The sequence below is a fragment of the Corynebacterium intestinale genome (genome assembly GCF_023574125.1).
GTDB lineage: Bacteria > Actinomycetota > Actinomycetes > Mycobacteriales > Mycobacteriaceae > Corynebacterium > Corynebacterium hesseae.
Map to the genome: position 1 here is coordinate 46038 of NZ_JAMKFF010000011.1, position 22008 is coordinate 68045.

Below are 22008 nucleotides of genomic sequence, written 5' to 3' on the forward strand. Positions count from 1 at the left end.
CAGATGCATCTAGACAGAGCTGAGAAAGGGAGCACACACAGAGTGGGAGAGTACGTCGATACCGGCCTGGGAACCCCCGACCGCTTAGAGCGCCTGTGGGCGCCGTACCGTATGAGCTACATCAAGCGTGAGGGCGGCGCCGGCGACGTGCCAAAGGAAGCCCGTAACCCGTTCGTGGAGATCCCACAGATGTCGGACGAGGACGGGCTCATCGTTGCCCGCGGTGAGCTTGTCTATTGCGTGCTCAACCTTTATCCCTATAACGCCGGCCACATGATGGTCATCCCGTACCGCCAGGAATCTGAGCTGGAAAACCTCACCGAGGAGGAGTCCCGCGAGCTCTTCCAGTTTGCCCAGGCCGCCATCCGGGTCCTGAAGAAGGTGTCCGGCCCCGATGCCGTCAACGCCGGTTTTAACCTGGGGCGGGCCTCGGGCGGATCGGTGGGGCAGCACCTGCACATGCACATCGTTCCGCGTTGGAGCGGAGATTCAAACTTCATGACTATTGTGGATGGCGTTAAAGTGTTGCCGCAGCTCCTCAAAGACACCCGTTCCCTTCTTGCTCAGGGATGGGCGGAGCTCGCCGCCGAAGGAATCATCTCAGGAGAAGCGCATGCTTAGTGTTCACGGGCGCAAACCCGCCGCCGTGGTTGTGGTCCCGGTGGCCAAGCTCTTCCTCAAGATGGGCCTGACCCCGAATATCGTCACCATTGTGGGAACGATCGTCACCATTGCCATTTCGGTCATCCTCATCCCACTTGATCACCTTTTTGCCGCCGCGCTGTTGTCGGGTCTCTTCGCGGCCTTCGACATGCTCGACGGCACGATGGCGCGCCTGACCACGGGTGGCTCCAACTTCGGTGCTACTCTCGACGCCTCCTGCGACCGCATTACTGACGGTGCCTTGTTCGCGGCGATCGCTTACTGGATGGTGTACGTCGACAACGCTCACCCCATCAACTTCGCCGCCTGCATGGTGGTGCTGGTTAGTTCCCAGGTCATCTCTTATGTCAAGGCGCGCGGCGAGGCCTCCGGTTTCAAGATGGTTGGCGGCCTCGTCGAGCGCCCCGAGCGCCTCATCCTAGGACTCGGCGGCGTGGGGTTGGAAGGCCTGGGCGTGCCTTATGCGCTGGAAGTCGCCCTGTGGCTGCTGGCTGTGGGGTCTATCTTCACCATTTACCAGCGCATGCGCCAAGCGGCGCGTCAGGACACCAAGGCGCGTTTTAAGAAGGAACTGAAGCACCTATAGCTCAATCCCCGCTCCCACCGGAAGGTACCGTGCCCCCGGCCCGCACAGAAAGGCTCCTGAACCGTGGCTCTACTGGATCGTGACCGGCTGACCGCCGCCGCGTACATCGCGTGCTGGAAGGTCGTGCGCTTCCTCCCGCAGCCTCTCGCTGCCTGGCTCTTCGAGCGGGGCGCGGACTGGGCTAGCGACAACGGCAAGGGCATGGAGCAGCTGCGCCAGAACTTGAACCGGGTTGTGGGGCCCGAAAACGTTACGCGGGAGCTGGTGCGGAACTCGATGCGCTCCTACATGCGCTACTGGCTAGAGGCCTTCCGCTTGCCGGCCATCCACTCGGACCCTGAACTGCAGAAGCGGTTGCTGGCTGGCCTGCGTGGCAAGGAGTACTCGGATGAGTCGTTGGCATCTGGGCGCGGGGTGATTTTTGCGCTGCCGCACTCAGGCAACTGGGACATGGCGGGCGTCTTCTGTGTGGGCCACTATGGCGGCTTTACTACGGTGGCTGAGCGCTTAAAGCCGGAGGTGCTTTTCGATGCCTTCGTGGACTACCGCGAGAGCCTCGGATTCACTGTTCTGCCGCTGACAGGAGGCAGCTCTTCGCCTTATCCGCGCCTCAAGGATGCCTTGGAACGGGGCGGAGTGGTGTGTTTGCTGTCCGAGCGTGATCTCACGCGCACCGGCGTGCCCGTAGACTTCATGGGCGAAGAAGCCAACGTTGCCGCCGGCCCCGCCCAACTCGCCATTGAAACAGGGGCGGCTCTCCACGTGGTGCATTCGTGGTTCGACGGCAAAGGTTGGGGGCTGTCCGTCAGCCCCGAGGTTGAGGTCACGACTCTTCAGGAGACGTGCCAGCGCCTCGCGGACGGCTTCGCAGAAAACATCCGGGCGCATCCGGAAGATTGGCACATGTTGCAACCGCACTGGAATGCGGACGTCGAGCGCCGGCGCGCTGCTCGCCACAAGAAGTAGAAAGGCAGAACACACTCCATGCGCATAGGTATTATCTGCCCCTATTCCTTCGACGAACCCGGCGGAGTTCAGGCCCACATCCTTGACCTAGCCACAGTCTTCATTGAACAGGGGCACCACGTGGAGGTGCTGGGGCCGGCGTCGACAAGCACGCAGGTGCCCAGCTTTGTGCGCAAGGGTGGCTGGGCCGTGCCAATTACCTATAACGGCTCGGTGGCTCGCCTGTCTATCGGCCCGCACGTGCGCCGCAACATCAAGCGCTTCATTCGCGAAGGGAACTTCGACATCCTACACATCCACGAGCCGAATTCCCCGAGCTATTCCATGGCTGCGCTGGCAGCGGCACGTGGCCCTATTGTGGCGACGTACCATGCTTCGGCATCAAGCTCCGTGGCGCTGACCCTGGCCAAACCTTTCCTGCGCCCGTACCTGGAAAAGATCCGGGGAGGCATTGCGGTCTCAGAGATGGCTCGCCGTTGGCAGGTAGAGCAGTTGGGTGGTGACCCCGTGCTCATTCCCAATGGGGTAGATACCTCTGTATATGCGCGCGAGCGTGGTTGTGCCGAGCATAAAGAGAATGATTCAGAGATTGAGATCGTGTTCTTGGGGCGTCTCGATGAGCCGCGAAAGGGCCTGGACATTCTTCTTGAGGCCCTCACCCTGCTCCCAGAGAAGGTGCGCGTGACAGTCATGGGCGGCGGTCATCCGCGGAGCGTTCCGGGAGTCGACTTTGTGGGGCGCGTCAGCGATGCCGAGAAAGCGGCCATCTTAGGGCGCGCCGATATCTACGTGGCTCCCAACACCGGCGGCGAGAGCTTCGGCATCGTTCTGGTTGAGGCAATGGCAGCTGGCTGTGCAGTGGTGGCTTCGGATCTAGAGGCCTTCGCTGCAGTGTGCAATGCCGACTCGGAAGAACCTGCTGGTGCCTTGTTCAGAACCGGCGACGCTACGGACTTGGCGCGCGTGCTGCAGGATGTAGTGAACGATACGGACAAGCGACAGGCCTTGATCAAGGCAGGGGTGGAGCGCGCCCGCGACTACGATTGGGATCATGTGGCCGCTGCCGTCATGCGCGTGTACGAGACGGTGGCGGATGGCACGAAAGTGCGGGTGTCTTAAATGCCCATTGAAGTTGTCATTGCTCTTGCCGTCCTCCTCATCCTGGGGATGTGGGCGCTCTATACGGCGCAGCGGCTGAACTCCCTCCATATCCGCACAGACGCGGCCCTGGCTCAGCTTGAGGCCACGCTGGATCGCCGCGCGGCGGTGGTTAGCGCGCTAGCTCCCGAGCTTGAGGGCATTGCGGCGCGCGCAGAGGCGACGGAGCTTGCGCAGGGGAGTTTCGATGAACGGGCCACCCGGGAGCGTGAGCTGTCGGCGGCCATCGCACAGCGCTTTGAAGCGCGTCCGGCCGTGCTTGCCGACGCCGAAGGGCGCATCCACTTAGCTCACCGCTTCTACAACGAGGCGGTCAGCGATACCCGCGCGCTGCGCCTGCGCCCGGCCGTCAAGCTGCTGCGCTTGGGAGGCACGGCGAAGCTGCCGGAGTATTTCGAGCTGAGTCAGATTGAGGTGTGATCCACCTGGGACTGTTGAGCCCGCGCCACGCGGGACTCGAGGGAGTACCAGTACAGAGCAAAAGCGGTCATCGCCAGGATGAGGAGGTTGCGCAACACGAGTGCGTACACCGGGTTGAGGTTTTCGCCCACAAAGAACCAGATGTAGTCATAGCCATAGGGGTAGATGACGGTTCCCAGGGCTGCTGTTCCCACGGCGAGTACTGCCATGATGGCGCGCACCCCAGCGATACTAGCGGCCTTGTTTCGGTAGGAAGCAGACTCCACGGGGACGGGGGAGCGGAGCGCCACCGCCAGAATCGGCCCAAGCCACACGATATATTGCGGAGAAAAGACCTTATTCGTCGCCATAAGCAGCAGGATTGCCGCGATGAAGAAAACAAGTGTGGAGCGTGGGCTCCATCCGCCGCCCAGAAAGTGAACGAGCGCTACTGCAATGATCCAGAGGAGCGCGGCACCCATCGCGATGGTGCTCACAGTAATCGCCGTATCGACACCAGGCCCGGAGATCTCAAAGCTTTTCGACGCCGCGTATTCCATCGTCCACACTCCAGGCTGGTGATGGGCTTGGTAGACGAACCAGGTGGCGGCTAGAGATTCAATCTGGAGGCCGCGTTGACCTTGATATGTCAGAGGAGAGAGCAACCTATCCACACCGGCTATCGCAGCTACGCCGAGGCAGAGGGCGGCGAGGCTTCCGAAAAAAGCGGACAGCCGCTGCCAAGTACCACGAGAGGTTGCGCGTCCGACGAGCCCGGCAGCGAGGACTCCGGGCCACAGCTTGGCTGCGGTGGCCCAGGCCAACAAAGCCGAGGCAAGACGCGGGCGGGTGGCCAGAAGTGCGCCCGCACCGGCGACGAGCAAGGCGGGATAGAGGTCCAGCCGCCACGCGAAAACGTGGCCTGCCGCGGTGCCGAAAAACACCCAAAACCATCCGGCGCTATACGCTGCGGGGTTGTCGCGGTGATGGCGCAGGAGGAGGGCGAGGAAGGTGGCGTCGGCAAGCAGCACCATGGCCGTAAAACCGATGGCATAGCGCTCAAAGTCGTAGCCAGTAAGCCACGCGAGCAGGACGCTCGGCCAGGTTCCGACCTGCGGATACTCCGTCATGTCTTGAGGATTATCGCCAAAGACGCCCTCGAGGTAATACCGAACGTCTCCGAGCGGGTCCGTGTCGTTGACGAGCATGTAAACGAGGAGAAGTCGCGCCAGGACCCAGCCAGCCCAAATACTTGGAGTTTTAGCGATTATTTTCAATGGCGGACTCTACATCAACGGGTGGTCCCAACACGAGCAGGATGCTAAACACTACGGCGACGACGAGTAGCGCGATGAGCGCGCTGCGCACTGGGTGGCGGATGACCTGTGCCAAAACCGAATCGAAGAAGCCGTGCGGCTGCGCGTCGTCGGTAAAGCGCCACGGCCCATCAACGAGTCCGCGCCGAGATACCCAGACCGCATAGGGTAGCGCCGCGAAGGGAATCACGGTCACTACCAGGCCCAGGATTCCAACCCCCACCGGCCACCGGTTGTTGATCCACACCAGGGCCGTCATGAGCAGGAAGCAGAGGAAGCCGAAGCCGTGGATGCCACCTGCAATCGGTGTGAGCGCCTCGGTGGTGCCGGAGTATTTGAGGATCATGGAGAGGATCAGCAGACCCCACGTGATCATTTCTAGGTAGGCGGCCACGCGGTGCACGCTGTGCGGGGTGGTTGAAGTCATGCGGAACATAGTACGCAACTCCCAGGAGCAGATCAGCTCGTGAGTAGGATGGTCGGAGTGAGTGTGGCGGGCGCCATAACGGCGATGGAATTGGAGTAAAGATGGCATCGGTGGCTCAGGCAGTCGATATCGAGAGGATAGGCGAGGACGAATTTCGCGCACCCGCGGTTCCCTCGCTCATCGCTCGCACCTTTGGGGGACAAACCATGGCGCAAGCGCTTCGGGCGGCGCAGCTCACCGTTGATGACAAGTTGGCGCATTCTATGCATTGCTACTTCGTGGGGCCTGGTGACTCCAGTGTGCCCACAACCATCCGCGTGGAGCGGATACGGGATGGCCGCTCTTTTGCACATCGCCACGTGCGCGTCTACCAAAGGGACCGCATGATTTTCATGCTCAGCGCCGGTTTCCACGCGTCAGGCGATGTTGGCCCGGAGCATCAGGCAGACATGCCGCAGGTGCCGCCGCCGGAGAGCATTACAGAATCCCCGTACTCCACCCGGATCATCTTGAAGGAGTGGGAAGACTGGGACGTGAGGCTGGTCCCCGACGCATCCCGCGATGCCGTCGCCGCGGAAACCACGGGCGCTGGGTTTCGAAATATCTGGTTCCGTAATACGGGTGCCCTGCTTGCCGACGCCTCCGATCCGTCCCTCCATCAAGCGGCGCTGCTCTACATGTCCGACATGACGTTGATTCGCTCAGCGCTGCTCCCGCACCAAGGGGAGAGGATCCAACTAGCCAGCTTGGATCATTCATTGTGGTTCTTGCGTCCGGCCCGGGTCGATGAATGGATGTTGTACTCGCAGTCGAGTCCCTCAGCGCAGACCGGGACTGGTCTTGCACAGGGCAAGATCTTCAACCAACGCGGGGAGCTACTCGCGGTGGCCATGCAGGAGGGGCTGACACGGACCATGCATCCTGAAAGTGAAGGCACCAGCGCCAACGGCAATTGGCAAAATGTGTGATGCTACAGCGAACCGACAGTTAGGAATGAGGCTTCCACGCGTACCCCTGTGCGGAGGTACGTGGCGTGAGGCCGTATAATTGCACCAGTTTCTAGCAATTTATTGCACAGCCATATCGAAAGGGATGACATGTCAGGCCACTCCAAATGGGCAACGACTAAGCACAAGAAGGCTGCCAACGATGCCAAGCGCGGCAAGGAATTTGCCAAGCTGATTAAGAATATCGAGGTAGCGGCCCGCACCGGCGGCGGCGACCCGGCGGCGAATCCCACCCTCGATGACATGATTAAGAAGGCCAAGAAGGCCTCCGTTCCGAACGACAACATTGAGCGTGCCCGCAAGCGCGGCTCCGGCGAAGAGGCCGGCGGCGCAGATTGGGAGACCATCATGTACGAGGGCTACGGCCCCAACGGCGTGGCCATGCTCATCGAGTGCCTGACGGATAACCGCAACCGCGCAGCCACCGACGTTCGTACTGCGATGTCCAAGAACGGCGGCAACCTCGGCGAGTCCGGTTCCGTTGCGTACATGTTCTCCCGCACCGGCTTGGTCATGGTGGAGAAGGGTGAGCTTAGCGAAGATGACATCCTGCTCGCTGTGCTGGAAGCTGGTGCCGAGGAAGTCAACGACAACGGCGAGAAGTTCGAGATCACCTGTGCACCGGGTGATGTTCCGGCCGTGCGCGAGGCCCTTGTTGCTGCTGACATCGAAGTTGATGACACCGACACCGATTTCCGCGCGTCCGTTGAGGTTCCGCTGCAGGCAAATGATGCCCGCAAGATCTTCCGCCTCATCGATGCGCTTGAGGATTCGGACGATGTCCAGAACGTCTACACCAACATGGACCTCAGCGATGAGGTCCTCGCTGAGCTCGACGAGGACTAAAGGCTTCTAGCTGAGCTTAAGGCCTTCCAGGCCATGTACCGTCACCGTCTCTGATAACGGCGCGCGCCCAGGGGCAGTCTTGAACACAGGGCTGGATTCATCGGCCACGCCGAAGGTGAGGGCGGTGACGAGCTTGTACTCCTCGTCCACCCCGAGGAATTCACGGACCGTGGGCGCGAGGAGTGAAATCATGCCCTGTGGAACACCGTGGTAGCCGTGTGCCTGCAGCGAGAGCAAAAAGTTCTCAGCATAGGTGCCTTGATCGAAGGCAGCGCGAATGCGATCACCCAGCGGTGGAATGAAAAGCAGCGCCGCGTGCGGGGCGCCGAAGAAGCGAAGGTTTTCGCGGATAAACTCCGTGCGCGCCTCTTTATCCTCGCGCGCAATGCCGAGCAGCCCGTACATCTTGGCGGCGAGCTGCTGCGAGCGCTGCGGGTGGACTCCCTGACCATAGTCAATAGTGAAGTCTGGATTAATTCCGTTCCTATCGAACTCCGCGATCAGCGCGGCGCTTAATTCTTTCAAAGCAGCGCCGCCCACGAGGTGTACGTTCCACGGTTGAGTGTTGGAATTGGAAGGTGCGGATTGGGCGTCGATAAGCACCTGCTTGATGACCTCAGTGGGGATGGGATCCGGCAGGAACGCCCGCGGGGAATGACGGGATCGGATAAAGCCTGAATAGTCATTTGGTTGTTGAGACATGCGCGCCACTCTACCCGCGGTGATGAAGAGGAAGCAGATGGGATGGGCCTGACTGATTTGGCAGGCATCGTTCGCAGGGCGCTGATTGCGCTAGAACACATGTGTGTACACTATGCCCCAGGCAAGTGAGTTCATCAGTAGGGCGAGGAGGCGGCCGTGAATTTGGAAGGGCTGCGCGTCATGGGGATTGATCCTGGATTGACGCGCTGCGGCCTGTCCGTTGTCCAAGCAGGACGTGGGCGCGCGGTTATTCCCATCGCAGTAGGTGTCGTGCGCACCCCCAGTGACAAAGAGTTGGGGGAACGCCTGAAGCGGCTATCTGTGGCGGTGAGGGAATGGATGGATGACTACCAGCCGCATGTCGTGGCGCTCGAGCGCGTATTCGAACGCGGCCAAGTGTCAACCGTCATGCAGACCGCTCATGCCGTCGGAGTCTTGGTGCTCGCGGCAGCAGAGCGCGATATTCCTGTGCACATGTACACGCCCTCCGAGGTGAAGAAGGCGATTTCAGGAAATGGGCGCGCTGACAAGAAACAGATGACAGCCATGATTACCCGTATCTTGGGGCTGAGTGAGGCCCCCAAGCCGGCTGATGCGGCGGATGCTTTGGCCCTTGCGGTCTGTCACTGCTGGCGTGCTCCAGCGCTGGCATGGATGAGTGGCGGTGACACGAGCGCCGGCATAGGGGCGGGCGCACGAACAAGCGGGGTACGGGGTTCTTCACCGCGTACCGCGTCTGTCTCTCGCGCGGCAAAGTCAACCTCTTAAGCTAACTGGCATAACCCTTCGAACCAAGGAATTTTTATTTAATGATTGCATCTCTGCGCGGAACAGTACTCGACATCCAGCTTGATTACGCCGTGCTCGAATGTGCCGGCGTGGGCTATAAGGTCCTTGCCACCCCGGCCACGTTGGGGACGCTCCAGCGCGGTGAAGAGGCCAGGGTTATGACTACGCTCGTGGTGAAGGAAGACTCGATGACGCTGTATGGCTTCACGAGCCACGATGACCGCGACATGTTCCACGTGCTCCAGACGGTCTCTGGGTTGGGGCCAAAACTGGCCTTGGCCGCCCTGTCGGTGATGAGCGCCGGCGATTTAGCTCAGGCGATTGCGGGGGAGGAGACAGCACGCCTGCAAAAGATTCCGGGTGTGGGCAAACGAGTTGCACAACGATTGATTCTTGAGCTCAAGGACAAGGTTCAAGCTTTTGCTTCTGTGGATGGCGGAGATTCTTCGGTTGCTGCGCAGACCGCGTCCGGACCGGTTGTTGAGGATGTTGTTGAGGCGCTCGTCGGGTTGGGCTTTACGGACAAGATGGCTCGCCCGGTGGTGGAATCAGTTGTGGCTGAAAAACCTGAGGCGGCGACACCAGTGGTGCTGCGCGCAGCACTCAGCAAGCTGGGGTCCAAGAAATAGGGGAGAGTGGGTGACATGTCAGACGTAGAACGCACAGAATTCTCACTGCCGGACGGGGTGGAGCTTAACTCTCCACTCCAGCGCAACCAGGATATGGATGCCACCGAGCAACAGGGCGAGCACGATATTGAGCGCTCGTTGCGTCCGAAGTCGCTCGGCGAGTTCATTGGCCAGCCTAAGGTGCGCGAGCAGCTATCCCTTGTGCTTAATGGAGCGAAAAATCGCGGCGTAACGCCAGATCACGTGTTGCTATCCGGCCCTCCCGGACTGGGCAAGACGACGATGGCGATGATCATCGCCCAAGAGCTGGGAAGCTCGCTTCGTATGACCTCGGGGCCTGCTCTGGAGCGAGCAGGTGACCTAGCAGCCATGTTGTCGAATTTGATGGAGGGCGATGTGCTCTTCATCGACGAGATTCACCGCATCGCCCGCCCGGCTGAGGAAATGCTCTACATGGCGATGGAGGATTTCCGCATTGATGTCATCGTGGGCAAGGGCCCGGGGGCTACCTCTATCCCGTTGGAAATTCCGCCTTTTACCCTGGTGGGGGCGACTACTCGCGCCGGAATGCTGACCGGGCCGTTGCGTGATCGCTTCGGGTTCACCGCGCAAATGGAGTACTACGATACCGAGGACCTCACCCAGGTCATCACCCGCGCAGCGCGAATCTTGGAGGTTGACATTGACCAAGATGCTGCGGTGGAGATTGGATCTCGGTCGCGCGGAACTCCGCGAATTGCCAACCGCCTCCTGCGCCGCGTCCGTGACTACGCCGAGGTCAATGGGGATGGTCACATCAATGTTGGCGCAGCACAAGCAGCGCTGCGGGTTTTTGATGTGGACGAACGTGGGCTGGACCGCCTTGACCGTGCGGTACTCGAGGCTCTCATTAAAGGGCACGGCGGTGGCCCCGTGGGTGTCAATACTCTGGCCATCGCGGTGGGCGAGGAGCCGTCGACAGTGGAGGAGGTGTGCGAGCCCTACCTCGTGCGCGCGGGGATGATCTCGCGAACGGGCAGAGGCCGTGTTGCGACTGCAGCGGCATGGCACCACCTAGGGCTTGAGGCGCCCGAGGGAACTGTGGGCGGGACGCTCTTCTAATTGGCCCGGAGACGGGGAGGTCTGGCACACTGACCACTTATGAACGGAACCCAGATTCTTCTACTCCTCGTACTCGCAATTCTCGTAATCTTGCCGAGCTTTATGTCAATGCGCGCGCAGCGCAAGCGCCAAGCGCAGATGCAAGAATTGCAGTCCTCCTTGAAGCCTGGCCAAGAGGTGATTACCGCCGGCGGCCTGCACGGCACCGTGGTGGAAGCCGGTAAGCAGCAGGTTGATTTGCGCGTTAAAGACGGCACCGTGATTACCTTCGACACGATGGCTATCGTGCGATCTGCTGAGCAGGCTGGCACGGTCAACGATGCGCCGGCTGAGGCGGAGGGCGACAACGACGAACGCTTCCCGAAGCTCTAATTCGAGTTGCGCTCGTCACACTGCGGGTGCCTCACCTTAAGCCTGTTAAGGAAAACCGCGGTCCATGACGTACCATGTTGGACTGTGCTTTAGTCATGGTGGCGTCATGGCGCTCAATCGCGTCGTGGAGATGGCTACCATGACCTATGATTTTTAGCCCTGTTCCACACAACACAGGAGAACTTTGTGTCCGCTTCGAAACGTGGTGGCGTTAGCAGCCGTCAACGGCAATGGCCTAAGCGCGCGATAGCGCTGTTTGCGCTCATTGTCATCGTGATTTACGCACTGATATTTCTGACCGGTGATAAGTCACCAACCCCAAAGCTCGGCATTGATCTGCAGGGTGGTACTCGCGTAACCCTGGTTCCGCAGGGTGAGGACCCAACCCAGGAGCAGCTGCAGCAGGCGCGCACCATCCTCGAGCAGCGTGTGAACGGCATGGGTGTTTCGGGCTCTGAGGTCGTCATCAGTGGATCCAGCTTGGTGATTACTGTTCCGGGCGAAGATGCGTCCCAGGCGCAGGCAGTGGGTCAAACCTCTCAGCTGCTGTTCCGCCCGGTGGGCGAGCAGCCCATGCCGGATATGGACAAGCTTGAGAAGTCCATGACTGATACGGCTAACCGCTGGGTCAAGTACGGAGTCGTGACGCCAGAGCAGGCCAATAAGGCGCTGGCCTCCATTCACGATGCGCTCAACCAGAACGCAGATGCAGCCGCCCAAGGCGGGGAGAAGAAGGACGAAAAGAAGACCCCGGCTCCTACTGTAAGTGAGAAGCCGCTTCCGGCCCCGGCGAACTCTCTCGAGGAATCTGAGCGCCGCGATAAGGTTACTGAGGTTCTGCTTAAGGACCGTCAGTCTGAGGATCCCACCCAACAAACGGCAGCACTGGGCTTGATGACGTGTGACGCGGAATCCGACCCATTGGCCGGAACCGATGACCCGGCAAAGCCGTTGGTGGCTTGCGATTACTCTAATCAGCAGCCCTACTTGCTCAAGCCAGCTCCGCTTCTGGACGGTATTGAGGATCCGAACGGAACCCGCCTGACTGGTAACGAGATTGATAGCAACGCTCCGATTCAGGGCGGCCTGAATTCCCAGACCGGCCAGATGGAGATCAGCTTCGCCTTCAAGACCGGCGATGGTCCCAATGGCTCGCAGACGTGGTCCACCTTGACCCAGGAGTACCTGCAAAAGCAGGTGGCCATCACCCTGGACTCCGGCGTGATTTCTGCTCCGGTAATCCAGGGCGCGACCCCGGTTGGTGCCGCTACCTCCATCACGGGTGATTTCTCTCAGGAGGAAGCACAGAACCTGGCAAATAACCTGCGTTATGGTGCACTGCCGCTGTCCTTTACCGGCTCCAATGGCGAGCCGGGCGGAACGGTGGAGACCGTGCCGCCGTCACTGGGCAAGGCCGCCCTTGAGGCAGCACTCATCGCCGGCATCGTCGGCCTGATCCTGGTTTCGCTGTACTCCATCTACTATTTCCGCGCTCTGTCTTCGGTGGCGCTGCTGGTTCTCGTCACCACCTGCGTCATGCTGTATGGTGCCCTGGTCCTGCTGGGTCGGTGGATCGGCTACTCGCTTGATCTTTCTGGCATGGCAGGCTTGATCATTGGTATTGGTGCCACGGCCGACTCCTTCGTTGTCTACTACGAACGTATGAAGGATGAGATCCTGGGCGGGCGCACATTCCGGTCTGCCACCCGCACGGGTTGGGAGCGCTCGCGGGCAACGATTGTCACGGGTAAGGCCGTGACGCTTATCGGCTCCGTCGTGGTGTACTTCCTCTCTATTGGCGCCGTCAAGGGCTTTGCCTTCACCATGGGCTTGACCACCATCTTCGACCTCATCGTTTCCTTCCTGATCATGGCGCCGCTGATGCAGCTCCTTGGCAGCCGCCCAGCTTTTGCCAAACCGTCGATGAACGGCCTCGGCGGCATCTACAACCTCGTGGAGGAGCGCCGCGAACGCGGCTTTTATGCCAAACCGGCTAAGAAACCCGTCGCTACTGCTACGGATGAGGAGAAGTAATCATGGCTGTCGAAAATACTAACCGCAAGATTTCCCGCTTTGACCGTCTTTACGTAGACGGCAGTGGATTTGACTTCGTTGGTCGGGCCAAGACCTGGTACACCATCGCCGGTGTGCTGCTCATCGCCTCCATCTTGGCTATTGCACTTCGTGGCTTCAATCTGTCACTGGACTTTGAGGGAGGCACGAAGCTCAACATGCCAGCTGGGGATCTGTCCACCGAACAGGTAGAGGAAACCTTTACAGAGGCCACCGGTGTTACCCCAGAGCTGGTGCAGATCGTGGGCGCGGGTTCCTCGGAGACGCTGGAAATCACGTCCGAGCGTCTGACCCAGGATGAGGTTAATCAGGCCCGCCAAGCCATCTTTGAGAAGTATCAGGTCAAGGATGACAACGGTAAGCCGAGCCCGGATGCGATCGGTTCTTCGACGGTGTCGGAATCGTGGGGCTCGTCGATTACCAAGCGCATGGTCATCGCGATGGCCGTATTCCTCGTCCTGGCCACCATTTACGTGGCGGTCCGCCTGCAGCGGGACATGGCCTTTGCGGCAATTCTTGCCCTCATTTTTGATGGTGTGTTCATTGCCGGAATCTATGCGCTCTTTGGCATCGAGGTGTCCCCGGCAGTCATCATTGGTCTGCTGACGGTGCTGACCTTCTCCCTCTACGACTCCGTCATTGTCTTTGACAAGGTGGACGAGAATACGACGGGATTGGAAGGCCAGCGCAAGAAGACTTATGGGGAGCTTACCAACTTGGCCATTAACCAAACGGTGATGCGTTCGATCTCCACGTCTATTATCTCAGCCCTGCCGATCATCGCTCTGTTCGTTGTCGCCGTATGGCTGATGGGTATCGGCACGCTGCGAGATCTTGCTCTTGTTCAGTTCATTGGCGTTATCGAGGGCGTATTCTCCTCAATTTTCCTCGCTACGACGCTTCTGGTGACTTTGTCGAACCAGCGAAAGAGCGTGAAGAAGCACAACGCCGTGGTTGCCGCCTACCGTGCGGAGGGCGCGCCTACGGAGGCAGGCGAAGGCGATGAGGAACCGAAGGCTACGCGCACCGTCGTTTCCCCATCCGCGGCTTCGCATTCTGAGCCTGAGCCACCTACTGGCGAGTCGGGTGGGGCGTCCTGGCGCCCCGGGCGTTAAGCCGTGCGTACATCTCCAGTCGCGGCACTGCTGGCCCTGGCCCTCACCGTGACAGCGTGCGGCTCTAATGAGGAGGGTGCGGGGGAGGACTCTTCGGCATCACGTTTCGCGGTGCTGAGCGATTCCCCCCTTGCTACTAGTAACGCAGCCTCCGCGTGGGGCGATGCCGTCGGGGCTGCCCAGCTAGCAAGCCGCGTCTATCCTGCGCTGTACGTACCGGGCCCAGCCGGGCAGATGGTGCCCAACTCAGATCTTGCTCACGCGGAGTATTTCGCTCCCGACGGCGATGAGACCGGGGCACACGTGGACTTCACGCTGACGGAGCAGGCTCGCTTCGCCGACGGCGAAGCAGTGACCTGTGATGATTACCTCTTGGCCTACACCGCTGGCCAGCTGAGTGAGACCTTTGGCTCCCACCTTCCGCTGATGGAAGAGGTCAGCGGAGTGGAATGCGCGCCTCACAGCAAGAAATTCACCGTGTGGTTTACGCCCGATGCGGGGTCGCGGTGGCGCTACTTGTTTGGCCCCGGCACGGTTCTCCCAGCGCACGTGATGGCTAAGCGGGCGGGGATGAGCGTCGAAGAGCTTAACGCGGCGCTTCACGCTCAGGACATGGCAACCCTGCAACCAGTGGCGGAGGCTTGGCGCGATGGCTTTTCGACGGAACCGGGGCGTTTTGACCCGGACATGCAGGTTTCCTTCGGGCCATATCAGATTGACCGCGTCGAGGATGATGGCTCAATCGTTCTGACGCCGAATGACAACTACTACGGCGACAAGCCTGCCGTGCGTGAAGTAGTCATGTTGCCCAGCAGCGCGGATGCGGCAGCGTTTGTAGCCTCAGACGAGCTTCGCGTTGCAGAGTCACCCACGGCTTCACCCTCGTGGTTGGACCGCAATGCCGAGGGGAAGCCGGTGGACGTCAAGTCCGTAGCGGGTAGCCTGACTGACACTCTGGTCTTCTCGGAGGCTGGGATTTTTGCCCAGCCGTGGGCACGCGCCGCCTTCGCCGCGTGCGTGGATACGCAGCGCTTGGCGCAGGCCTCCTCCAAGGAATCAGGCGTGGATGTTCCTGCCGTCACCGTGCGCACGGTGCGCAACGATGATCCAGTTGCGGCCCAGATGGCCTCGCTAACAACAGTCCCCGTCGACAACGCAGCTGCGTCGGGTCTGTCCGGTTACACCATCGGCGTAGGCTACCTCGCTCCCAACCCTCGCTATAAGGCAATGGTTGAGCAGTTGCGCGCGGCCTGCGAGCCTGCGGGAATCACCGTGGAAGACCGCTCCGGAGACCGTGTTTCCCGCGAGCAATTGTCCGCGGATCCCGCGACTGGCCTGACGGAGATCGACGTCTACCTTGGGGCAGTAGATCCGATGCGTGAGCATTCCGCTCCCGCCTCCAGCGTGAAGAATGCGTCGGCATTGCGCACGTTGGAACAGGATTTGTGGGAGGAATTACCGTCTATTCCCATCTCCGCGCAGCCCCGGACCTTTATCACTGACCGCGCTGTGACAGGCGTGGTGCCCTACACTGGCCCTGCGGGTATCGGGTGGAACCTCGACCGTTGGAGCTATACCCCACAAACAGCAACCGAAACTAAGGAAGAGTCGTGAGCGAGATTTACGTCGCAGCAGCACAAGCCTTGAAGGATAAGGTCCGCCTTGTCCAAGACTTCCCGGAGGAGGGAATCCTGTTTGAGGACCTGACCCCGGTATTGGCAGATGCGGAGTCCTTCGCCGCCGTGGTCGATGGCTTGGCTGAGGCCTGCAAGGAGCTCGGTGCCGATTTGGTCGGTGGCCTCGATGCGCGCGGGTTCCTTCTTGGTTCCGCCGTGGCGTACAAGTTGGGGGTGGGAATCCTCGCCATCCGCAAGAAGGGCAAGCTTCCGCCACCCGTGTTGACCCAGGAATATGAGCTGGAGTACGGCACGGCAGCGCTGGAGATCCCAAACAGTGGTATTGACATTAAGGGCAAGCGCATCGTGCTTGTCGACGACGTCCTCGCTACCGGCGGCACGCTCCACGGAGCCGCATTGCTGCTGGAATCAGCGGGCGCGGAAGTAGCGGGCAACGTCGTGGTTCTGGAGGTCAATGGACTCCAAGGACGTGAGCGACTGCAAGGTTCCCCACTGATTGTGCTCAATCAGATGGGAGCAAAGGACTAAGGTTGTATGCCTAAGCTACTTCGCGGAGGCAGACATGACGACTGAAAAGCAGGACAAGACTGCGTGGCGGCCGGGCAGTGTGCGCGGCATGTCCGCCCGCTTGGCGCGCTCGCTGACGGGCGGACGCGTAAAGATCAATCCCGCGCTGGACCCGTTGATGTCTATCCACCGGGAGTTTCACCCGAAGGCAGACGCGGAGCTTCTCAACAAGGCCTATGCGACGGCGGAGCGGCTGCACGAAGGCGTATTCCGCAAGTCCGGCGAGCCTTACATTACGCATCCGCTTGCGGTGGCAACCATCGCGGCGGAGATCGGCATGGACACCACGACCGTTGCGGCGGCCTTGTTGCACGACACAGTGGAAGACACCGATTATTCTCTCGAGGATCTCACCCGTGATTTTGGGCCGGAGGTGGCCCGGCTTGTCGACGGCGTCACGAAACTCGACAAGGTCGCCCTCGGCGCCGCCGCGGAAGCAGAAACTATCCGCAAGATGATCGTGGCCATGGCCACCGACCCCCGCGTGCTCGTTATCAAGGTGTGCGATCGCCTGCACAACATGCGAACCATGCGCTTCCTCCCGCCGGAGAAGCAGGCGAAGAAGGCACGGCAAACCCTTGACGTCATTGCGCCGCTTGCTCACCGCCTGGGCATGGCAAGCGTCAAATGGGAACTCGAGGATCTTGCCTTCGCCATTCTGTATCCGAAGAAGTACGACGAAATCGTCCGCATGGTGGCGGATCGCGCTCCCTCACGCGATAAAGCGCTCAAGGAAATCAAGGCCCAGGTACGCCAAGCCCTCAAGGCAAACGGCATTCAAGCCGAGGTGATGGGGCGCCCGAAGCACTACTGGTCGATTTATCAGAAGATGATCGTTCGTGGGCGTGACTTTGCGGAGATCTTCGATCTCGTCGGAATCCGCATCCTCGTCGACGACATCAACTCCTGTTACGCCGCCATCGGCGTGGTGCACTCGTTGTACCAGGCTCTTCCGGGGCGCTTCAAGGATTACATCTCCTCGCCTCGCTTCGGCGTCTACCAGTCGCTGCATACCACCGTTATCGCGGACGGCGGCTCTACTCTTGAGGTGCAGGTGCGCACGCACGAGATGCATTACAACGCCGAGTTTGGCGTTGCGGCGCACTGGCGTTACAAGGAGACCAAGGGCAGGAATTCCGGCCACCAAGAAGAAGTGGATCAGATGGCGTGGATGCGCCAGCTGTTGGATTGGCAGAAGGAAGCCGCTGATCCCAACGAGTTCTTGGATTCTCTGCGTTATGACCTGACCGCCAAGCAAATCTTTGCGTTTACCCCGAAGGGTGACGTGATCAATTTGCCCGCTGGTTCCACCCCAGTGGATTTCGCCTATGCGGTGCATACGGAGGTAGGCCATAGGTGCATTGGTGCCAAGGTCAACGGCAAGCTCGTGGCATTGGAATCGGAGCTGAAATCCGGCGACAAAGTTGAGATTTTCACCTCCAAGGATCCGAATGCGGGTCCCTCGCGGGATTGGCAGGAGTTCTTGGTCTCGCCACGGGCTAAGACGAAGGTGCGGCAATGGTTTGCCAAGGAACGCCGCGAGGAGCACCTCGAAGCCGGGCGGGATGCCTTGGCCGCCGAGGTTCAGCGTGGCGGTTTGCCCATGCACCGGCTGTTCACCGCTAGCTCGATGAAGCAGGTAGCCGAGCAGCTGCACTACCCGGATGTGGATGCGCTCTATACCGCCATCGGCGCCGGCCATGTCTCAGCTCAGCATGTTGCCAACCAGCTCATGGCGCTTTTCGGAGACAGGGACGATGCAGTCGATGCCTTGGCTTCTCGTACTCCGCTCAGCGAGCTGGAGAATTCCCGCGCTCAGCACACGAAGGATTCCGCATCCGGCACCGGAATTTTGGTGGAGGGCAGCCCGGACGTCATGGCCAAGCTGGCGAAGTGCTGCCAGCCTGTGCCTGGTGACGCCATCTTTGGCTTCGTGACCCGCGGCGGCGGCGTGTCCGTGCACCGAGCTGACTGCACCAATGCTGAAAAGCTCAAGTCTGAACCCGAGCGCATGATGCAGGTGGAGTGGGCTGGCGGGCCGAAATCTTCCGGTGCCTTCTCCGCAACGCTGCAACTGGAGGCCATTGACCGTCAAGGTCTGCTCTTTGAGCTCACCCGGATCTTTAGCGATCAGAGCCTCAACGTATTGTCGATGACCTCCAATCGCGGCGATGACCACATTGCGACAGTGCGCTTCACCTTCTCGGTTTCTGACACCAAGCAGCTGGGGCAGTTGATGACAACCCTGCGTAACACCGAGGGCGTCTTCGACGTCTATCGCGTCACGGCTTAAGGCATCACCCCTCAACCGGGGGTGTGTGGCTGAACGGGAGGTTGCGCCTGGGTGAAACTAGGGGAGATGTTTGGTGAACGCGCTGGTCGTGGCGTCAGCAAGCGCTGCGCAATCGTGATGGATGCGTTATAAACACGTGGACAAGATTTCTCTCATACCCAGGAGATCCACGTGAACTTCCGTCGCTTTGGCCAGCTTCTGGCCGCCACCACCGTCACCGCCGTTGCCGTCTCCGGCGCGCCTGCCTTCGCCGCTGAGGCCGACCAGGTGACCATTTCCGTCACCAACTTCACCGACTTCCACGGCCACCTTGAGCTGGCCGAAAACTTTGACAAGGAATCCGAGGAACTGGTTGGTTACTCCGAGATGGGCGCTGCTCGCATGGCTGCGCTCATCAAGGCCGTCAACAAGGACCAGGAGTACGCCTTGACCTCCTCCGGTGATAACGTTGGTGGTTCCGCTTTTGTGTCTGCGATTTCTGAGGACAAGTACACCAACGAGGCCCTCAATGCTATGAATCTCGATGTCACGGCCGTGGGCAACCACGAGTTCGACAAGGGCACCGATGACCTGATGGGCCGTATCAAGGACCAGTCCAACTTCCCGATCCTGGGCGCCAACGTCACCAAAGATGGCAAGCCCCTGCTCGATGCTTCCTTCGTCAAGGAGGTAGACGGCGTGAAGGTGGGCTTCGTTGGTACCGTCACCGAGAACACCAAGTACAAGGTGTCCGCTGCGTCCATCCCGGGCGTCGAGTTCTCCGACCCGGTCGAGGCCACCAATAAGGAAGCCAGCCGACTGAAGGAATCCGGCAAGGCTGACGTCGTTGTGGCGCTCATGCACGAGGACGCTCAGCAGTACGCGGAGGGCTTCAGCAAGGATGTGGATATCCTCTTTGGCGGTGATACTCACGTTAAGACCCAGGGCGAGGTTGCTCGTGAGGGGGCAATGCCGCTGTACTGGGCACAGGGCTACGAGTACGGCAAGGTGCTTAACGACGTCGACATCACCTTCGACAAAGCCGAGAAGAAAATCACCAAGATTGATCTCAAGCAGTACGACGTGGCCAACGCAGAGGTCTTCGCCCAGCTGCAGGGCCTCGAAGACGACCCCGAGGTGGCTAAGATCGTCGAGGAAGCAAAGAAGGTAGCGGAGATTGAGGGTGCCAAGACTGCTGGTACCACCGAGAAGGCCATGTACCGCGGTTCTGATGAGGGCAAGGACACCGGTACCAACCGCGGTGTGGAGTCGACCCTCAACAACTTTATTGCCGATGGCCAGCGCTTTGCTCTATCTAAGCAGACGGACAAGGACATCGAAATCGGTGTTATGAACGCAGGCGGTGTGCGCGCCGACCTCAAGCAAGGTGATGTTTCCTACCAGGACATCTTTGCCGTTCAGCCATTCGGTAATTACGTGATCACCGCGGAGGTTAGCGGCGCAGACTTCATTACCGCGTTGGAGAACCAGTGGAAGCCTGGCCAGTCCCGCCCGCGCCTGGCTCTGGGCCTGTCCAACAACGTCACCGTTGTCTACGACCAGAAGGCTGAGCAGGGCAAGCGCGTTAAGTCTGTCACCATTAACGGTGAACCGATTGACCCGGAGAAGAACTACAGCATTGCTCTGTCCTCCTTCCTTGCCTCCAGCGAGACGGAGGCCGGCGGCGATGGCTTCTTTGAGCCCGGTTCCATCAAGAACCGCAATGACGTTGGCTACATGGACACCCAGGCGATGATTGACTACATCGCTTCCGGCGAGTCCAAGGTCCGCACCGGCCAGGGCCAGATTGGTGCCCACGTGTCTGGTGACCTGAAGCCGGGGGAGGAGATCACAGTCGACCTTTCCTCCCTGAACTACTCCAACGCAGAAGAGCCACAGGCTAAGAAGGTCACCGTTGCTCTGGGTGACGCTAAGGCCGAGGCAGACATTGACAACGCAGCACAGCCCGGTGACGAGCAGTTCGGCGAGCGTGGCCGCGCAACCGTCAAGCTCACCATCCCGGAGGGCCTAAAGGGCGAGCAGAAGCTGCTCATTACTACCGATGCTGGCACTGAAGCCGCCCTTCCGATTTCCCTCGACGGTGACGACGACGCGAAGGACCCGAAGGATACTGGTTCCGCCAAGGATGCAGCTTCCTCCATCGGCTTGGGTGTGGGTATCACCGCCGCTATCGCTGCCGCCATTGCCGCTGTGATTGGTGCCATCAACATGCCGGTTGCTGCGCTCCCAGCACCGGTGCAGCAGCTGATTGAGCAGCTGCGCAAGCAGTTCAACATCTAGTCTGTACTGATGCACAAGCCCGCACTATCGTGCGGGCTTTTCTCATGTGGAAGGTATGGTGGAAAGCTGTGGATACACTGAGGCTGTTTGGACGCGAGGCAATGTACCAGCTAGGTATCGAGCCTCACCGAATCCCACTGGTGATGCTCGCGACGCTGGGTATTTATTTGGCCTTTATGGTCTTGGTCAAGCTCTTTGGCAGCCGCGTTTTGACGTCCATCACCGCCTCCGATGCCGTCATTATCATTATGTTCGGTGCGGTCTCGGGCCGCGTTATTGTGGGCAACCCACCGACGCTTGCCGCCGGCATCATTGGCCTGTTTACCCTCATGCTTTTGGAGGCCGCCTTCGGCACATTCCGCCAATTGGTGACGTGGTCACGGTTTATTGACCGCAAGCCGGTATTGCTGGTCTATAAGGGGCAGCTGCAGGAAGACAATATGAGTTTCGCCCACATCACTGAAAGAGACATTAACTCCGCCGTGCGTAAAGCTGGCCTCGGCCGGCGCAGCGATGTGCAACTGATGATCCTGGAGCCAACCGGCCAGATTTCCGTCATCCGACGAGGCCAGCTTGTTGATGCCTCCGTATTCAAGGACGTTCTCGGCGCCGAGCGCATCGAGGAAGTAGATGCACAGGACTAGGAACAGTCTTCTAGGTTGCAAGAGTAGCCGGGCTTAGAAGCCGCGTCGTGTTTGGGCGTTGAATCCGCTGTCCAGGAAAACGAAAAATCTCCCCCTGCGCGGATTGCGCAAGGGGAGAGAGCGGCGCTTGTGGCTTACTTGATACCAGCGAGCTTATCGCCGAGACGCATTGCGTCATCCATGGCGCCGATGATGGAGGTGAAGACCTTAATCCACTCGCGGATTTCCTTCGGGCTGACGTTACCCTCATCGTCGGAGGAGAGAGCGAAGAAAGCCTTGGAGGAGCTGTCATCCTCAACCGGAGCTGCGGAAGCAACTGCGGTGCCGGAGAAAGCGATGGTTGCAGCGGTAGCAGCGGCAACGATGGACTTACGGGAGAAGAACTTCATAGGATTTCCTAATCTGATTCGAATGTGAACGGAAAGTCTGACTTAAGTG

22 protein-coding genes are annotated in these 22008 nt (G+C 60.0%); 18 read left to right on the forward strand and 4 right to left on the reverse strand.

The genetic code is table 11. The annotated features are described in order from the left end of the window. The first annotated feature begins 3 nt into the window (after positions 1 to 3). From M5J06_RS11170 to M5J06_RS11190, 5 genes are all read left to right on the forward strand, one after another. Positions 4 to 621 carry an ATP adenylyltransferase gene (locus M5J06_RS11170; protein ID WP_070522237.1) on the forward strand — a complete coding sequence of 206 codons (618 nt, stop codon included), beginning with the start codon at positions 4 to 6 and terminating at the stop codon, positions 619 to 621. Next, positions 614 to 1249 (forward strand): phosphatidylinositol phosphate synthase, encoded by a 636-nt coding sequence (gene pgsA, locus M5J06_RS11175; protein ID WP_070522083.1) that lies wholly within the window; start codon positions 614 to 616, stop codon positions 1247 to 1249. Before M5J06_RS11170 ends, pgsA begins: the two co-directional genes overlap by 8 nt. A gap of 63 nt (positions 1250 to 1312) precedes the next feature. Further along, on the forward strand, positions 1313 to 2215 hold the full coding sequence (locus M5J06_RS11180; RefSeq protein WP_250224685.1) for a phosphatidylinositol mannoside acyltransferase: 903 nt from the start codon (positions 1313 to 1315) through the stop codon (positions 2213 to 2215). An 18-nt stretch (positions 2216 to 2233) separates the two neighbouring features. Then, complete coding sequence (locus tag M5J06_RS11185; protein ID WP_250224686.1) at positions 2234 to 3334, forward strand: glycosyltransferase family 4 protein; 1101 nt, start codon at positions 2234 to 2236, stop codon at positions 3332 to 3334. Beyond that, positions 3335 to 3793: a LemA family protein gene (locus M5J06_RS11190; RefSeq protein WP_070563239.1), complete on the forward strand. Its 459-nt coding sequence runs from the start codon at positions 3335 to 3337 to the stop codon at positions 3791 to 3793. Here the strand turns inward: M5J06_RS11190 and M5J06_RS11195 are convergent. Both M5J06_RS11195 and M5J06_RS11200 read right to left on the reverse strand, forming a co-directional pair. Further along, positions 3778 to 4980, reverse strand: coding sequence for a diguanylate cyclase family protein (locus M5J06_RS11195; protein ID WP_083304485.1), 1203 nt, complete (start codon positions 4978 to 4980; stop codon positions 3778 to 3780). The two genes, M5J06_RS11190 and M5J06_RS11195, sit on opposite strands and share 16 nt — an antisense overlap. 52 nt (positions 4981 to 5032) lie before the next feature. Then, entirely contained in the window at positions 5033 to 5515 is a 483-nt protein-coding gene (locus M5J06_RS11200) for a DUF3817 domain-containing protein (RefSeq protein WP_070624057.1), read from the reverse strand. Positions 5516 to 5616: 101 nt separating this feature from the next. Between M5J06_RS11200 and M5J06_RS11205 the strand changes: the two genes are divergently transcribed. Continuing rightward, positions 5617 to 6483: an acyl-CoA thioesterase gene (locus M5J06_RS11205; protein ID WP_250224687.1), complete on the forward strand. Its 867-nt coding sequence runs from the start codon at positions 5617 to 5619 to the stop codon at positions 6481 to 6483. A 129-nt stretch (positions 6484 to 6612) separates the two neighbouring features. After that, complete coding sequence (locus tag M5J06_RS11210; RefSeq protein WP_070529978.1) at positions 6613 to 7368, forward strand: YebC/PmpR family DNA-binding transcriptional regulator; 756 nt, start codon at positions 6613 to 6615, stop codon at positions 7366 to 7368. Positions 7369 to 7374: 6 nt separating this feature from the next. On the opposite strand, the gene M5J06_RS11215 is transcribed toward M5J06_RS11210, so the two are convergent. Continuing rightward, entirely contained in the window at positions 7375 to 8070 is a 696-nt protein-coding gene (locus M5J06_RS11215) for a nitroreductase (RefSeq protein ID WP_083306354.1), read from the reverse strand. 156 nt (positions 8071 to 8226) lie between these two features. Here M5J06_RS11215 and ruvC point away from each other — a divergent pair, with 156 nt between their 5' ends. The 11 genes from ruvC (at position 8227) to M5J06_RS11270 (ending at position 21570) form a co-directional block, all read left to right on the forward strand. After that, positions 8227 to 8838 carry a crossover junction endodeoxyribonuclease RuvC gene (gene ruvC, locus M5J06_RS11220; protein ID WP_070562988.1) on the forward strand — a complete coding sequence of 204 codons (612 nt, stop codon included), beginning with the start codon at positions 8227 to 8229 and terminating at the stop codon, positions 8836 to 8838. A 41-nt stretch (positions 8839 to 8879) separates the two neighbouring features. After that, positions 8880 to 9488 (forward strand): Holliday junction branch migration protein RuvA, encoded by a 609-nt coding sequence (gene ruvA, locus M5J06_RS11225; RefSeq protein WP_250224688.1) that lies wholly within the window; start codon positions 8880 to 8882, stop codon positions 9486 to 9488. Between the two features lie 15 nt (positions 9489 to 9503). Further along, positions 9504 to 10589: a Holliday junction branch migration DNA helicase RuvB gene (gene ruvB / locus M5J06_RS11230; RefSeq protein ID WP_070522109.1), complete on the forward strand. Its 1086-nt coding sequence runs from the start codon at positions 9504 to 9506 to the stop codon at positions 10587 to 10589. A gap of 39 nt (positions 10590 to 10628) precedes the next feature. Then, positions 10629 to 10961, forward strand: coding sequence for a preprotein translocase subunit YajC (gene yajC, locus M5J06_RS11235; RefSeq protein ID WP_070522112.1), 333 nt, complete (start codon positions 10629 to 10631; stop codon positions 10959 to 10961). A gap of 186 nt (positions 10962 to 11147) precedes the next feature. Beyond that, entirely contained in the window at positions 11148 to 12995 is a 1848-nt protein-coding gene (gene secD, locus M5J06_RS11240) for a protein translocase subunit SecD (protein ID WP_101735688.1), read from the forward strand. Between the two features lie 2 nt (positions 12996 to 12997). Then, on the forward strand, positions 12998 to 14149 hold the full coding sequence (gene secF, locus M5J06_RS11245) for a protein translocase subunit SecF (RefSeq protein WP_250224689.1): 1152 nt from the start codon (positions 12998 to 13000) through the stop codon (positions 14147 to 14149). A 3-nt stretch (positions 14150 to 14152) separates the two neighbouring features. After that, complete coding sequence (locus M5J06_RS11250; RefSeq protein WP_250224690.1) at positions 14153 to 15763, forward strand: ABC transporter substrate-binding protein; 1611 nt, start codon at positions 14153 to 14155, stop codon at positions 15761 to 15763. After that, positions 15760 to 16314, forward strand: coding sequence for an adenine phosphoribosyltransferase (locus M5J06_RS11255; RefSeq protein ID WP_070522126.1), 555 nt, complete (start codon positions 15760 to 15762; stop codon positions 16312 to 16314). The genes M5J06_RS11250 and M5J06_RS11255 overlap by 4 nt, the downstream gene beginning before the upstream one ends. 34 nt (positions 16315 to 16348) lie before the next feature. Next, the gene (locus M5J06_RS11260) at positions 16349 to 18646 is read left to right on the forward strand and encodes a RelA/SpoT family protein (RefSeq protein WP_070596720.1); all 2298 of its coding nucleotides are present in this window, start codon (positions 16349 to 16351) and stop codon (positions 18644 to 18646) included. Between the two features lie 171 nt (positions 18647 to 18817). Next, positions 18818 to 20926 carry a bifunctional metallophosphatase/5'-nucleotidase gene (locus M5J06_RS11265; RefSeq protein ID WP_250224691.1) on the forward strand — a complete coding sequence of 703 codons (2109 nt, stop codon included), beginning with the start codon at positions 18818 to 18820 and terminating at the stop codon, positions 20924 to 20926. A gap of 68 nt (positions 20927 to 20994) precedes the next feature. Then, positions 20995 to 21570, forward strand: a complete 576-nt coding sequence (locus M5J06_RS11270) for a DUF421 domain-containing protein (protein ID WP_413773176.1) — start codon at positions 20995 to 20997, stop codon at positions 21568 to 21570. A 134-nt stretch (positions 21571 to 21704) separates the two neighbouring features. Here the strand turns inward: M5J06_RS11270 and M5J06_RS11275 are convergent, their stop codons facing one another. After that, entirely contained in the window at positions 21705 to 21959 is a 255-nt protein-coding gene (locus M5J06_RS11275; RefSeq protein ID WP_070522137.1) for a hypothetical protein, read from the reverse strand. Between the last annotated feature and the right edge of the window lie 49 nt (positions 21960 to 22008).